Below are 14,668 nucleotides of genomic sequence, written 5' to 3' on the forward strand. Positions count from 1 at the left end.
AGAGAGAAAATCACATGTTCGCATCGAAGAGAGGCCGCATCGCGGCCGGCGTCATCGCGGCGGGAGCCCTTCTGGCTCTCAGCGCGTGCTCGTCCGGCGGCGGAGCGCTCGGCGGCAACACGTCATCGTCGTCCAGCGACAGCGTCACCATCGGATCTGCCGCGTTCGGCGAGTCCGAGATCCTCATGCAGATCTACGCGCAGGCCCTGGAGGCCAACGGCGTGAAGGTCAGCCTGAAGCCCAGCATCGGCCAGCGCGACGTCTACCTGAAGGCGCTGCAGGACGGCTCGATCGACCTCATCCCCGAGTACTCCGGCAACCTGCTCCAGTTCTACGACAAGTCCGCCACAGCCACCTCAAGCGACGACGTGTACACGGCGCTCGGCAAGGCGCTGCCGTCCGGCTTCGAGGTGCTCGACCAGGCGAAGGCGCAGGACGCGGACTCATACAACGTCACCAAGGAGTTCTCGGAGAAGTGGGGCGTCAAGAGCCTGTCCGACCTCTCGAAGGTCACCGAGCCGTTGACGGTCGGCGCCAACCCGGAGTTCCAGGAGCGCCCGTACGGCATCCCCGGCCTCAAGAGCGCGTACGGCGTGACCGCCACGCTCAAGCCGATCAGCGACTCCGGCGGACCGCTGACCGTCGCAGCCCTGAAGAACGGGGATGTGCAGCTCGCTGACATCTACACCACGACGCCCGCGATCAAGGACAACGGCTTCGTCACCCTCGAAGACCCGAAGAGCCTGATCGCCGCGCAGAACATCGTGCCGCTGATCAACTCGAAGAAGGCCAGCTCGACGGTCAAGGACGTGCTGAACAAGGTCTCGGCCGAGCTCACCACGGCCGACCTGATCGACCTGAACGGCGAGAACCAGGGTGCGAGCAAGACCCAGCCGGATGCGCTGGCCAAGGAGTGGCTGGCCAAGCACCCCATCAAGAAGTAGTGCGGAACGACGGCGAGGTCTAGGCCTCGTCGGGATGCGGCGGTTCGGGTTCCCGGACCGCCGCATCCATGTGTTTGGCCTCGCGCTTCTGCAGCACTTTCTTGACGATGTATGCGAGCACGATGAACGCGGCGATCATCGCCACGAACACGTAGCCGGCGCCGTGCAGCTCCCGAGAGAGCTCGCGGTAGCTGCCGGCGGCCGCCGAGCCGACGGAGACGTACGCGAACGCCCAGATCACGCAGGCGGGAGCCGTCCAGGCCATGAAGGTGCGGTAGCGCATGGGGCTCATCCCCACCGTGAGCGGGATGAGCGAGTGCAGCACGGGCAGGAAGCGCGACAGGAACACCGCGATTCCGCCCCGCTTGGCGAGGTAGGCCTCCGCCCTGTCCCAGTTGTTCTGGCCGAGCTTCACGCCCAGCCTGCTCGCGCGGATCTTCGGTCCGAAGTACCGGCCGAGCGCGAAGCCGATGCTCTCACCGGCGAGGGCGCCGAGAATGACGACGACCACGAGCGCGAAGTACTCGAACGGACCGGACACGGCCGTGCTCGCCACGAGCACGATGGTGTCGCCCGGCACGATCAGGCCGATGAGGATCGAGGTCTCCAGCAGGATCCCGACACCGGCGAGCAGCGTTCGCAGCACCGGGTCGACGCTCTGGACGATGTCCAGGATCCAGGTCAGGGCCTCGTTCATGTGGCGGCTCCGCGGCGGATCATCGAGAAGAAGTATTCGAGGGTGGTCGCCATGTCCGCTGTGCCGTCGAGCATCCACTGCACCTGCATCCCGTCGGCGACGGCGATCGCCAGTCGGGCGACCTGCAGCGCGTCGAGCGACGGGTCGATGCGGCCGGCGCCCTGCTCGTCGCGCACGTGCTCCTCGATCGCTCGGATCAGGGTCGCGTAGCGCTGGACGAAGTAGTCGTGGCCGGGGTGGTCCTCGTCGGCGGCCTCCGCGGAGATGGTCGCGTAGAGCTGCACGAGCCCGGGGACGTCCGCGTTGTGCCGCACGATGTCGACCAGCGTGTCGAAGCCGCGGACCGGACCCCCTTCTGGATGCGCGTGCTCGTCCACCTCGTCGCGCTTGCGCAGGACCTCGGCGAACAGCTCCTCCTTCGACGAGAAATGGTGCAGCAGACCGGCCTGGCTGAGGCCGACCGACGACGCGATCTCGCGCAGGGACGCCCCGCGGTAGCCCTTCAGCGCGAACACCTCGAGCGCCGTCGTCAGGATCTCCTCGCGCTTGGCGATTCCTTTGGCGTACGACCCCTTTTTCGTCCCGGTCTTCGACCCGGCACTCGACCCCGCAGTGGACATGGGGAAATGCTACTGTGCGTCGCCTGTACGAACGCGCAGCGTCAACTGGTGAGCACCAGGACGGGCGGAACGATCACCAGGGCGGCGGTGATCACGACGATGATCAGGCGGAGCGCCGGGCCGACCGTCGGCTGCTCTGCCACGAGTCGCGCCTCGCGCGCCGCGATCGCGTGGCGGCGCTGCTCCGGAGTGCGCCTGTCTTTGGGCGCGCCGAGCACGGCCCCGGCTGTTCCGGTGTCGTCGACGACCCGGATAGCGTCGGCGAGCACCAGGTCCCCTGAGGTCTGCCGCGCGGCATCGTCGGCGAGCATCTCGATCAGCAGTGCGACAGCATCCTGGGCCCTCGTGGCGATCGGGAACCAGGGGAGTGCGCGCTTCCAGGAGCGGAACGCGTCGAGCAGCAGGTGGTGCTTCTGACGCAGGTGGGCGTGCTCGTGGGCGACCACCGCATCCAGTTGCCCGGGGGTCAGCAGGGCGATCATGCCCTCAGAGAGCACGGTGACGCTCTTCGCGCCAGGCAGGCAGTATGCGGCGGGAGCCGGGTGGTCGATGATGCGGGTGCTCGGGGTGTCCGGCAGCGGTTCGCTGAGCAGGCTGAGCAGTTCGCGGTGCCGGTGGCGCTGCCGTCTGCTGCGCTCGGAGGTGAGCGCCAGGTTCAGCAGCAGGTGGATGGTGAGCAGCACGGCGGCGCTCAGAGCGAACGTGTTGAGCAGCGACGCGTCGGCGGGAAGCGGCCCGGAGAACACCGTGGATGCTGCCCCTTGGATGCGGGACCAGAGGTCGTCCCCGAACGGCTGCAGCCCGAACAGCAGCAGGGAGCCGATCATCGAGATGCCCCCGGCGAGCGCGATGGACTGCCAGAGCGCGAGGGCGAGCACGGGGGCGGTGGCCGGCCATTGTGCGCGCGCGAGCAGCAGCGGCACCGGCCAGGCCAGCACGATCGCGAGGACGCCGAGCAGCAGTGCGACGTCGTTGACGGGCGTCACTGTCTGGCTACGGTGTGCGCGCGTCGAGGAGGCGGCGGAGGGTCTCCGCCTCCGACTCGTCGACGGAGCCGATGAAGTATGCCAGCGCCGCGCTGCGGTCGCTGGAGGATTCGAGCACCTCGTGCATCAGGTCGGCGACGTGGCCGGCGCGGGAGACGGCGGCGGAGTAGAGGTGCGGGCGCGCATCCCTGTCCCGCTCTGCGAAGCCCTTCTGCTCGAGGCGGGAGAGGACGGTGAGCACGGTGGTGAGCGCAGGAGTCTTGCCGTCACTGCGGGAAGCCGCTAGCTTGTCGCGTAATTCATTGGCGGAGATCGGGGCTCCGCTGTTCCACAGAGCGTCCATGATCGCTCGTTCGAGTTCTCCGAGATTCGCCACGGATCAAGCGTACCGCGGCGTGGCTGAGAATGTTCTACACTTTGTAGAAGTTGAGTTCTACAGAGTGTAGAAATCACTGGGAAGGTGGAACACACCGTGCACGAACTTCTCGATCCCTTACTGCTGTCGCGGTGGCAGTTCGGGCTGACGACGATCTATCACTTCCTGTTCGTCCCGCTGACCATCGGACTGGTGACCTCGGTCGCGATCTTCCAGACCGCCTGGTACCGCACCGGCAAGGTGCACTACCTCCAGCTCACCCACTTCTTCGGCAAGCTGTTCCTGATCAACTTCGCGATGGGCGTCGTCACCGGCATCGTGCAGGAGTTCCAGTTCGGGATGAACTGGTCCAACTACTCCCGCTTCGTCGGAGACGTCTTCGGCGCACCGCTCGCCCTCGAGGGCCTGCTCGCCTTCTTCCTGGAAGCGACCTTCATCGGCCTGTGGATCTTCGGCTGGGACAAACTCCCTCGCGGCCTGCACCTCGCGACCATCTGGGTCACCGCGGTCGGCAGCATCCTCTCGGCGTACTTCATCATCGCGGCCAACGCGTTCATGCAGAACCCGGTCGGCTTCAAGCTCAACGAGGCGAAGGGGCGCGCCGAGCTGACCGACATCGGCGCCGTGCTCACCAACAAGGTCGCCCTCGCCGCCTTCCCGCACACGATCTTCGCCTGCTTCATGGTGTCCGCCGGCCTCATCATCACGGTGGCGGCCTGGCACCTGTCGCGCAACCAGCACCTCGACACGATGCGCCCCGCGCTGAAGTTCGGCCTCTGGATGATGGTGGGCGCCGGTGCGTTCACCGTGCTGAGCGGCGACCAGCTCGGCCTCGCGATGGTCGAGACGCAGCCGATGAAGATGGCGGCGGCCGAGGCGCTGTACAAGACGTCGACGGGCGCGGACGCGTCGTTCTCGATCTTCACCCTCGGCACACCGGACGGTGTGCACGAACTGTTCTCGATCCGCATCCCGTATCTGCTGTCGTTCCTGTCGACGCACACCCTCAACGGGACCGTCGAGGGCATCAACGACCTGCAGGCGCAGTACGTGCAGCTCTACGGTCCAGGCGACTACACCCCGACCATCTGGATCACCTACTGGGCCTTCCGCTGGATGATCGGGCTCGGGATGCTCCATGTCCTCGTGGCCGTGGTCGGGCTCTGGCTCACCCGCAAGGGCAGGATGCCGACGAACCGGTGGGTCTGGAAGGCCGCGATCTGGGCCTTCCCGCTGTCGATGCTCGCCATGATCGTCGGCTGGGTGTTCACCGAGATGGGCAGGCAGCCCTGGATCGTGTTCAGCCTGATGAAGACGGAGGACGGCGTCTCTCCCGGGGTCACCGGCCTCACGGTGCTGATCTCGCTGATCGCGTTCACCGCCGTCTACGGCGCCCTCGCCGTCGTCGAGTTCTCGCTGATGAAGCGCGCCGCCCAGAAGGGCCCCGCGCCCGCGGAAGAGCACGTGGACGAAGACGGCAAGCATGTCCCTGTCACGACGGTCTACTAGGAGGCTCTGATGGATCTCGCAATTCTCTGGTTCGGCATCGTCGCGTTCTTCTTCGTCGGCTACTTCGTGCTCGACGGCTTCGACTTCGGCGTCGGGATGGCGATCCCGTTCCTCAGCAAAGACGACGTCGACCGCCGCGTCATGATCAACACCATCGGCCCGGTCTGGGACCTCAACGAGACCTGGGTGATCGTGGGCGGCGCCGCCCTGTTCGCGGCGTTCCCCGAGTGGTACGCCACCCTGTTCAGCGGCTTCTATCTGGCGCTGCTGCTCATCCTGCTCGCCCTGATCGTCCGCGGCGTCTCGTTCGAGTACCGTCACCAGCGGCCGGACTCGCGCTGGAAGAAGTGGTTCGACGGGATGATCTTCGTCGGCTCGTTCCTTCCGGCGCTGCTGTGGGGCGTCGCCTTCGCGAACATCGTGCAGGGCGTCGCACTGGATGCGCACTACAACTACACCGGAACCCTCTTCGACCTGCTGAACCCGTATGCGCTGCTCGGCGGCGCGACGACGCTGCTGCTGTTCTTCACGCACGGTGTGGTGTTCATCTCGCTGAAGACGGACGGCGAGATCCGGGCGCGGGCGAGGAAGCTCGCCGCGCGCTCCGGGCTGCTCGCGATCGTGGTCGCAGCGGCGTTCCTGCTCTGGACGGCCATCGCCCACTTCTCGGTGGTGTTCCTGATCCTGGCCGTGCTCGCTGCTGTCACGCTCATCGCATCCTGGGTCGCCAACCTGCGCGGGGCAGAGGGCTGGTCGTTCGCGTTCATGGCCGTCACGATCGCGCTGGCCGTCGTGTCGCTGTTCGCCGCCCTGTTCCCGAACGTGATGCCGTCGTCGCCGAACCCGGAGAACAGCCTGACGATCGCGAACGCGTCGAGCTCGGAGACGACGCTGACGGTGATGACCTGGGTGGCGGCGATCTTCCTGCCGCTGATCCTGCTCTACCAGGGGTTCACGTACTGGATCTTCCGCAAGCGCGTGACGCGGGCGAGCATCCCGGCGGACCCGCCGGCCGAGCCTCCCGTGCTCGCCGAGGTCGGCTGACCCGTGCGTCCTCTCGATCCCCGGCTCCTGCGCTACGCTGCGGCGGCGCGCGTCACCCTCGCGGCGGGCGGCGTGCTCGCCGTTGCGCGAACGGCGTGCATCGTGCTGTTCTCCTGGCTGGTGGCGCAACTCGTGGTGCGCGCCATCGCGGGGGAGCCGCTCGCCTCGCTCGGCGGGCTGCTCGGGATGCTCGTGCTCGTCGTGCTCCTGCGCGGCGCGGTCGGCTGGCTCGCCGAGTCGGTCGCCGCGCGCGGCGGAGCGACGGTGGTCGGCCAGTTGCGCAGCGCGCTCGTGGCGGCCATCGGGCGGCTCGGCCCCGCGTGGCTGCGCTCCAGGAGCACGACAGACGTGACAGTGACGACGGGTCGCGGACTGGACGCGCTCGACGGCTACTTCACCAGCTACCTTCCGCAGTTGATCGCCACAGCGGTCGCCACGCCCATCCTGCTCGTCGCGATCTTCTGGCAGGACCCGACCAGCGGCCTGATCGTGCTCGTCACGCTGCCGCTCATCCCGGTGTTCATGATGCTGGTCGGCTGGGCGACGCAGGCAGCGCAGGCCAAGCAGTGGTCGGCGCTGTCCGGGCTGTCGCGCGGGTTCCTCGATGTGGTCGACGGGCTCTCGACCCTGAAGCTGTTCGGCCGTCAGCACCGCCAGGAGGCGCGCATCCGGTCGGTGAGCGAGGACTACCGCGTGAACACCATGAAGGTGCTGCGCATGTCGTTCCTGTCCGGCTTCGTGCTGGAGCTCGCCGCGAGCCTGTCGGTCGCCCTCGTCGCCGTTGCCATCGGGCTGCGGCTGCTGAACGGTCAGCTCGACCTGTCCGTCGGCCTGTTCGTGCTGCTGCTGGCGCCGGAGGCGTTCCTTCCGCTGCGGAATGTCGGGGCGAGCTTCCACGCGGCGACGGAGGGGATCGAGGCGGCCCAGGCTGCGTTCGCGATCCTCGACGACGACCGGGCCGCACGGGATGCGGTCGCGGCCCCGCCCCCGGAGACCACCTCGGCCGCCGGCCTGGTTTTCGACGACGTGACGGTCGCATACGGCGACCGCGAGGCGGTGCGCGGGTTCTCCGCGAGGGTGCCGCCTGGGACGTTCGCCGTGCTGACCGCGCCGAGCGGGAGCGGCAAGACGTCGCTGCTCGGCGCCGTGCTCGGGTTCGCTCCGTTCACCGGCGCCATCGCAGCAGGAGGGGCAGTGGATGCGGCCGGTCGCCGCGCCGCCGTCGCCTGGGCGGGGCAGACGCCCGGCCTGATCGCGGGGACGGTGGCGTCGAACGTGGCGCTCGGGGACGCGCATCCCGAGCCGGAGCGGGTGGCGGAGGCGTTGTGCCTGGCCGCGGCCGACGAGGTGGCGCAGGAGACGGTGCTGGGGGTCGGTGGCGCAGGACTGTCCGGCGGGCAGGCGCAGCGGGTGGCCGTGGCGCGGGCGCTGTACCGGCTCCGCGCATCCGGGGCTGCTGTGCTGCTGCTCGACGAGCCGACCTCCGCGCTGGACGCGGGAGCCGAAGCGCGGTTGCTCGCGACGCTGCGGGGCGTCGCGAACGCCGGCGTCGCCGTGCTCGTGGTGAGTCACAGGGAGCAGGTGGCCGATGCCGCCGATGTCGTGCTGAGGATGGAGGTCGGCAGTCGTGTCGAATGAGCTGCTGGAGAGCGGAACGCTGCCAGGGGACCCGGCCGGGGGCGCTGGCGTCCACCGGGCGTCGCCCGGCGCCCGCCGCGTGCTGCGGCTGGCGCTTCCCCCGGTGCGGCGACTGTGGGCGGCGATCGCGTTCGGCGTGCTGAGCGGCGGGAGCGCCGTCGCGCTGCTCGCCTCGTCCGCGTGGCTGATCGCGCGCGCCGCCGAGCAGCCTGCACTGATGTACATCTCGCTCGCCGTGGTCGGGGTGCGAGCGTTCGCCCTGGGGCGCGCGTTCTTCCGCTACCTGGAGCGGCTGTCCGGGCACGATGCCGCGTTCCGTCAGTTGCCGGAGGTGCGCACGGAGCTCTACGCGCGGCTGGTGCCGCTCGCCCCGGACGGCCTCGGCGGCACCCGCCGTGGCGACCTGCTCTCGCGCCTGGCGAACGACGTGGACGAGCTGCAGAACTACCCGCTGCGGGTGGTGCAGCCGCTGGTCGCCTCGGGCCTGATCGCGCTGCTGACCGTGGTCGGCGCCTTCCTGCTGCTGCCGGGGGCCGCCGTCGGGCTGCTGATCGCCCTCGTGCTCGCGTTCGCGGCAGGCACGCTCGTGAACACCTGGGCGTCGGGTCGCGCCGAACGTCGGCTGTCCCCGCTTCGGGCGGAGCTCAGCGACGCGGTCACCGACCTCGTGCGCAGCCTCGACGTGCTCACCGCGTTCGGCGCGCTCGACACGGCGCAGCGACGGGTCGACGAGGCCAGCGCACGACTCACCGCCGCTGTGCGTTCACGGGCGGTCGGTGTCGCGCTGACCGGCGCTGTGGTCTCCGTGCTCGCCGGGGCGGCGACCGCGATCACCCTGACCGCCGGCATCCCCGCCATCGGCGCAGGCCGCCTCGACGGCCCTGGCCTGGCGGTCGCTGCCCTGCTGCCGCTGGCCGTCTTCGAGGTGTTCGGAACGGTGCCGCTCGCCCTCGGCGCGTGGCGCCAGGTGGTCGCGAGCGCCGAGCGGATCGCGTCGACGGCCCCGGCCGAGCTGCCGCCCGGCATCCCGGTGGACCCGGCGTCTCCGAGGGAACTCGTGGTGCGCTCGGTGCCCGAGCTGGAACTGCGCGGGCTCGGCGCGCGGTGGCCGGGCGCATCCCGTCCCGTCCTCTCCGATGTGGCCATACGCATCGAGCCGGGGGAGCGCGTGCTGCTCACCGGGCCGACCGGCGCTGGCAAGACGGCGGTCGCGCACGTGCTCACCCGCCTGGTCGACTACACCGGCAGCTACACGATCGACGGTATCGAGGCGGCGACGGTCAGGCAGGACGAGGTGCGCCGTATCGTCGGACTGTGCGAGCAGCAGCCGTACCTGTTCGACGCCGACCTGCGCCAGAACCTGCTCTTCGCCAAGGACACGGCGACCGACGACGAACTCCTCGCGGTGCTGGAGCGCGTCGGCCTCGGCGCGTGGACGGCGGACCGCGGCGGGCTCGACGCCGCCGTGGGCGAGCGCGGCGCGCTGGTCTCCGGCGGTCAGGCGCAGCGGATCGCGCTCGCGCGGGCGCTGCTGGCCGATTTCCCCGTGCTCGTCGTCGATGAGCCGACAGCGAACGTCGACGGCGCCGTGGCAGACCGCGTGGTGCGTGACATCCTCACGACGGCGGGGCAGGACGGCAGGAGCGTGCTGGTGATCTCGCACACGAGCGTGCCGCACGAGCTGATCGACCGGAGTGTGCGGCTGGAGGACGGGCGGGTCGTGGGGTAGAGCGTCAGAGCGGCCGCGCCAGCGCCGTCAGCCGCGTCCGCCACGCCGCCGTGCGCGCGGCGTCCTGCGCCACGTGCGGGCCGTCCAGCCAGCCCGTCACCGCGCGGATGCCGTGCAGCGCGTTCACGGCCCACACCACCGCGCCTTCCAGCTCGGCGGGCGTCACCGCCTCCTCGTCCACGGGGATGCGCATGGCCGCAGCCACCCCGCGCACGGTGCGCGCCGCGACGCTGTCGACCTTCGCGAAGGTCAGCGGGGGAGTCGCGAGCGTGTCGCCTCGCCACCAGAGCAGCGCGGTGGTCGTGCCGTCGGAGATGAGCCCGTTGTCGAGGATCACCGCCTCGTCAGCTCCGGCCTGCTGCGCCCGCTGGCGGAGGACGTCGAGCCGTTCGAGGTCGGGACCCTTGATGTCGGGGACGCGACGCGGATCGCCGTCCGCCGTCGCGAGGACGACGGAGCCGGTCAGCGCAGGCGCGGTGCGCAGGCGGAGCCGGAGGAGGCGAGCATCCTGGATCGTCGCCAGTTCGAACCGGGGAAACCAGGCGCCGTCACGCGGAATGGCCGCCACGGCTGCATCCCAGAAGCTGTCGGCCGCGGCACGATCGCGGAAGCCCTGCTCGCGCACCGAGTCGAGGAACCGTTCGCGGTGCAGAGCGAGGGCGAGCACCCGGCCGTCGGCGACCAGGAATGAGTCGGCGACATCGAGGGCGTTCGCGGACGCCGTGTCGTCGGTGCGCGTGTCCTGCTCGGCTCCGTCGCGGTCAGCGGTGACGAGTTCGCCGTCCCGCCAGTCGAAAAGGGTGGTGCGCGCATCCATTCGCCTAGGCTAATGCAGTGCCAACCCGCCTTCGTGTGCAGCAGTTCGACGGGCGACCGGACGTTGCCGACGCCTTCGTCGCACTCTTCGCCGATGCTCCGGATGCCGTCTGGCTGGATGCGGGTCCCGACGCCGAGGATGGCAGGAGCATCATCGCCACCGGCGCGGTCGTCGCGGCATCGTCGCTGGTCGACGGCAGCGTGCGCGTGAGCGACGGCGACGTCAGCGCGACCAGGCAGGGCACGATGCTCGCGTTCCTGCGCGCCGACCTCGCAGCGCGCGAGCGCGTGCCCGCCCGCACGCCGGAGCCGTCGTTCGCGCTCGGCTGGGTGGGCTGGCTGGGCTATGAGTCCGGCGCTGCTGCGCTCGGCGTTCGCGCCCCTGCGGAGGACGGACCGGCTGCGGCGATGCTGTTCGCCGACCGCGCGGTGGTCTTCGACCACGGGGCGGGGACGGTCGAGTTGCTGGTGCTGGAGGAGGAGTCAGGAGCGGGTTCGGCGGCCAGACAGGCGGCCAGGGACGTCGGCAGGGACGGGGTCGGGGACGCGGACGCGGACGCCTGGCTCGCCGCCGCCGCCGTCCGCCTCCGCAACGCGGACGGCGCCGCCGCCGAATACGCTGCCGCGCATCCACTGCCCGCCGCCGCCCCGGCCACCTGGCGGCACGACGACGAGGCCTACCTCGCCATGATCCGCTCCTGCCAGGACTCCATCCGCGCCGGCGACGCCTACCAGCTCTGCCTCACCAACCGGGCAGACGCCAGGTCTGCCGCCGACCCGCTCGCCGTTCACCTGCGCCTCCGGACGGCGAGCCCTGCGCACCACGCCGGGTTCCTCCGCATCGCGGGCACCACCCTGGTGAGCTCGTCTCCCGAGCAGTTCCTCGCCGTCACCGCCTCCGGCAGCGTGCGCAGCAAACCGATCAAAGGAACCCGTCCACGCGGTGCCACCGTCGCCACCGACCTCGCACTCCGCGCCGAACTGGAGGCCAGTGAGAAGGAGCGCGCGGAGAACGTGATGATCGTCGACCTGATGCGCAACGACATCGGGAGGGTCAGCGAGATCGGCTCGGTGGGGGTGCGGCACCTGCTCGCCGTCGAGAGCTACGCCCAGGTGCACCAGCTCGTCAGCACGGTCGAAGGCCGCCTGCGTGACGGGCTCTGCGCCGTCGACGCGATCGAGGCGTGCTTCCCCGCCGGGTCGATGACCGGAGCGCCGAAGCTGAGCGCCATGCGCATCCTGGCCGGACTCGAGCGCGGGCCGCGCGGCGTGTACTCGGGATGCTTCGGCTACCTCGGGCTCGACGGCGCAGCCGACCTCGCCATGGTCATCCGGACCATCGTCTACCGCGACGGCAGGGTCGGCATCGGCGCGGGGGGCGGGATCACAGCGCTGTCCGTGCCGGAGGAGGAACTCGAGGAGGTGCGCGTCAAAGCGAGGGCGTTGTTCACCGCAGCCGGGCTGTTCGCAGCGGGTGCACAGGACCACGGGAACGGATCGCAGCACCGCAACGTTTAGTAGTGTGGATGTTCGGGCGGACGCCGCCCGGAGACTTCCCGACCGCATCCACTCGATTCGCGGTCAGCACCTTCAAGAATGAGAGTCACGTGGCACACGAGCACGATTCAGCGAACGCGCCGGCCGAGGGCGCGCACTACGACTTCGCCGCCATCCAGGACAAGTGGCTTCCGGTCTGGGACGACCTGAAGCCGTTCGCCACGGACGACCCGACGGACACCCGTCCGCGCAAGTACGTGCTCGACATGTTCCCGTACCCGTCGGGCGATCTGCACATGGGACACGCCGAGGCGTACGCGCTCGGCGACGTCATCGCGCGCTACTGGCGTCAGCAGGGCTTCAACGTGCTGCACCCGATCGGCTGGGACTCGTTCGGCCTGCCCGCCGAGAACGCGGCGATCAAGCGCGGCCTCGACCCGAACGGCTGGACCAACGACAACATCGCGCAGCAGAAGGCGAGTATGCGCCGCTACGCGCCCAGCTTCGACTGGGACCGCGTGCTGCAGACCAGCGACCCCGCGTACTACCGCTGGAACCAGTGGCTGTTCCTGAAGCTGTACGAGAAGGGGCTGGCGTACCGCAAGGCATCCCAGGTCAACTGGTGCCCGTTCGACCAGACGGTGCTGGCCAACGAGCAGGTCGTCGGCGGCCGCTGCGAGCGCTGCGACAACCTGGTCACCAAGAAGAAGCTGACCCAGTGGTACTTCCGCATCACGGACTACGCCGACCGCCTGCTGGACGACCTGAACCAGCTCGAGGGCGCCTGGCCGTCCAAGGTGCTGTCGATGCAGCGCAACTGGATCGGCCGCTCGACCGGTGCGGACGTGACGTTCGCCATCGAGGGCCGCGACGAACCGGTGACCGTCTACACCACGCGCCCCGACACGCTGTACGGCGCGACGTTCATGGTCGTCGCCCCCGACTCCGACCTCGCAGCAGAACTGGTCGTGGATGCACGCCCAGAGGTGGCGAAGCGGTTCAACGACTATCTGGATGCGGTGCGCGGCACCACCGAGATGGACCGCCTGAGCACCGAGCGCGAGAAGACCGGCGTGTTCCTGGAGCGCCACGCGATCAACCCGCTGACCGGGGAGAAGCTGCCGATCTGGGCCGCCGACTACGTGCTGGCCGACTACGGTCACGGCGCGATCATGGCCGTGCCGGCGCACGACCAGCGCGACCTGGACTTCGCGCGCGCGTTCGACCTGCCCGTGCGCGTCGTGGTCGACACCAACCAGCCGGTCACCGGCGCCATCCCCGTCATCCACACGGACCCGGAGACAGGCGAGCCGATCCTGCCGGACGACCTGCCGCTGCAGAACCCGTCGGAGACCGGCGTCGCCCTCACCGGCGAAGGCCGCCTGATCAATTCGGGGCCGTTCGACGGCCTGAGCAAGTCCAACGCGATCCGTCGCGTCACCGAGGCGCTGCAGGCGAGCGCGCTGGGTGTGCCGGCCAAGAACTTCCGGCTGCGCGACTGGCTGATCTCCCGTCAGCGCTACTGGGGCACCCCCATCCCGATCATCCACTGCGAGACCTGCGGCGAGGTGCCGGTCCCCGAGGCCGACCTGCCTGTGCTGCTGCCTCCGGCCGAGGGCCTGGACCTGCAGCCGAAGGGCACCAGCCCGCTGGGCGCCGCAGCGGAGTGGGTCAACGTGGCGTGCCCGAACTGCGGTGCTCCCGCCAAGCGCGACACGGACACGATGGACACGTTCGTCGACAGCTCCTGGTACTTCCTGCGCTTCCTGTCCGCCCGCGACGACACCCAGGCGTTCGACCCGGCAGAGGCGGAGAAGTGGGCGCCTGTCGACCAGTACGTCGGCGGGGTGACCCACGCCATCCTGCACCTGCTGTACTCCCGGTTCATCACGAAGGTGCTGTTCGACCAGGGCTACCTGAGCTTCACCGAGCCGTTCACGGCGCTGCTGAACCAGGGCATGGTGCTGATGGACGGCTCCGCGATGAGCAAGTCCCGCGGCAACCTGGTCAAGCTGTCCGACCAGCTCGACGAGCACGGCGTGGATGCTGTCCGCCTCACCATGTCGTTCGCCGGGCCGCCGGAGGACGACATCGACTGGGCAGACGTCTCGCCGTCCGGCAGCGCCAAGTTCCTCGCCCGCGCCTGGCGCGTCGCGCACGACGTGACCAGCACCCCGGATGCGGTCTGGAAGAACGGGGACACGGCCCTGCGCCGCGTCACCCACCGCTTCCTCGCCGACGCGCCTGGACTGGTCGAGGCGTTCAAGTTCAACGTGGTCGTCGCGCGCCTGATGGAGCTGGTGAACGCCACCCGCAAGACCATCGACAGCGGCGCCGGCCCCGCCGATCCTGCGGTGCGCGAGGCGGCAGAGGTCACGGCGATGGCTCTCAACCTGTTCGCGCCATACGCGGCGGAGGACATGTGGTCGCTGCTCGGCTACGAGCCCGCGGTCGCTCTGGCGCAGTGGCGCAAGCCGGACCCGACGCTGCTGATCGAGGAGTCGGTGACCGCGGTGATCCAGGTCGACGGCAAGGTGCGCGACCGCCTGGAGGTCTCGCCCAAGATCTCGACCGACGAGTTGGAGGCCCTCGGGCGCGCCTCGGAGGCGGTCGTCCGCTCGGTCGGCGACCGCGAGATCGTGAACGTGATCGTTCGCGCGCCGCGGTTGGTGAACATCGCGACGAAGCCGCGCGGGTAGCGGGGGTTCGCAGGCTGCACTGCGACAGTTCGGCGCTTGACGGCCGTCCTCCACAGGAGGGCGGCCGTTGCCGTTCTCCACGGGTTTCGGGATGCGGGACCGCGGCGATGCGG

12 protein-coding genes are annotated in these 14,668 nt (G+C 69.7%); 7 read left to right on the top strand and 5 right to left on the bottom strand.

The window, feature by feature from the left end; all coding sequences use genetic code 11:
* Positions 1-14 precede the first annotated feature (14 nt).
* Entirely contained in the window at positions 15-944 is a 930-nt protein-coding gene (locus ACYVGI_RS06340) for an ABC transporter substrate-binding protein (protein WP_460631796.1), read from the top strand.
* A 19-nt stretch (positions 945-963) separates the two neighbouring features.
* Here the strand turns inward: ACYVGI_RS06340 and ACYVGI_RS06345 are convergent, their stop codons facing one another.
* The 4 genes from ACYVGI_RS06345 to ACYVGI_RS06360 are packed head-to-tail and all read right to left on the bottom strand — an operon-like array spanning position 964 to position 3,623.
* Entirely contained in the window at positions 964-1,641 is a 678-nt protein-coding gene (locus tag ACYVGI_RS06345) for a DedA family protein (RefSeq protein ID WP_460631797.1), read from the bottom strand.
* Positions 1,638-2,261: a TetR/AcrR family transcriptional regulator gene (locus ACYVGI_RS06350; protein WP_460631798.1), complete on the bottom strand. Its 624-nt coding sequence runs from the start codon at positions 2,259-2,261 to the stop codon at positions 1,638-1,640. Before ACYVGI_RS06350 ends, ACYVGI_RS06345 begins: the two co-directional genes overlap by 4 nt.
* A 41-nt stretch (positions 2,262-2,302) precedes the next feature.
* Positions 2,303-3,247: a M56 family metallopeptidase gene (locus tag ACYVGI_RS06355; RefSeq protein ID WP_460631799.1), complete on the bottom strand. Its 945-nt coding sequence runs from the start codon at positions 3,245-3,247 to the stop codon at positions 2,303-2,305.
* Between the two features lie 7 nt (positions 3,248-3,254).
* Entirely contained in the window at positions 3,255-3,623 is a 369-nt protein-coding gene (locus ACYVGI_RS06360; RefSeq protein WP_460631800.1) for a BlaI/MecI/CopY family transcriptional regulator, read from the bottom strand.
* Between the two features lie 96 nt (positions 3,624-3,719).
* Between ACYVGI_RS06360 and ACYVGI_RS06365 the strand changes: the two genes are divergently transcribed.
* From ACYVGI_RS06365 to cydC, 4 genes are read left to right on the top strand one after another with little or no spacing between them, the layout of a single operon-like run.
* On the top strand, positions 3,720-5,132 hold the full coding sequence (locus ACYVGI_RS06365) for a cytochrome ubiquinol oxidase subunit I (protein WP_460631801.1): 1,413 nt from the start codon (positions 3,720-3,722) through the stop codon (positions 5,130-5,132).
* A 9-nt stretch (positions 5,133-5,141) separates the two neighbouring features.
* A complete protein-coding gene (cydB, locus tag ACYVGI_RS06370; RefSeq protein WP_460631802.1) occupies positions 5,142-6,176 on the top strand; it encodes a cytochrome d ubiquinol oxidase subunit II in 1,035 nt (344 codons plus the stop codon).
* A 3-nt stretch (positions 6,177-6,179) separates the two neighbouring features.
* Entirely contained in the window at positions 6,180-7,814 is a 1,635-nt protein-coding gene (cydD, locus tag ACYVGI_RS06375; RefSeq protein WP_460631803.1) for a thiol reductant ABC exporter subunit CydD, read from the top strand.
* A 19-nt stretch (positions 7,815-7,833) separates the two neighbouring features.
* Positions 7,834-9,543 carry a thiol reductant ABC exporter subunit CydC gene (gene cydC / locus ACYVGI_RS06380; RefSeq protein WP_460632414.1) on the top strand — a complete coding sequence of 570 codons (1,710 nt, stop codon included), beginning with the start codon at positions 7,834-7,836 and terminating at the stop codon, positions 9,541-9,543.
* Positions 9,544-9,547: 4 nt separating this feature from the next.
* Here the strand turns inward: cydC and ACYVGI_RS06385 are convergent, their stop codons facing one another.
* Complete coding sequence (locus ACYVGI_RS06385; RefSeq protein WP_460631804.1) at positions 9,548-10,360, bottom strand: aminotransferase class IV; 813 nt, start codon at positions 10,358-10,360, stop codon at positions 9,548-9,550.
* Positions 10,361-10,377: 17 nt separating this feature from the next.
* On the opposite strand from ACYVGI_RS06385, the gene ACYVGI_RS06390 reads away from it, so the two are divergent.
* A complete protein-coding gene (locus tag ACYVGI_RS06390) occupies positions 10,378-11,877 on the top strand; it encodes an anthranilate synthase component I family protein (RefSeq protein WP_460631805.1) in 1,500 nt (499 codons plus the stop codon).
* Positions 11,878-11,966: 89 nt separating this feature from the next.
* A complete protein-coding gene (gene leuS / locus ACYVGI_RS06395) occupies positions 11,967-14,555 on the top strand; it encodes a leucine--tRNA ligase (protein WP_460631806.1) in 2,589 nt (862 codons plus the stop codon).
* The last annotated feature ends 113 nt before the right edge of the window (positions 14,556-14,668 follow it).

Source organism: Leifsonia lichenia (genome assembly GCF_054780215.1).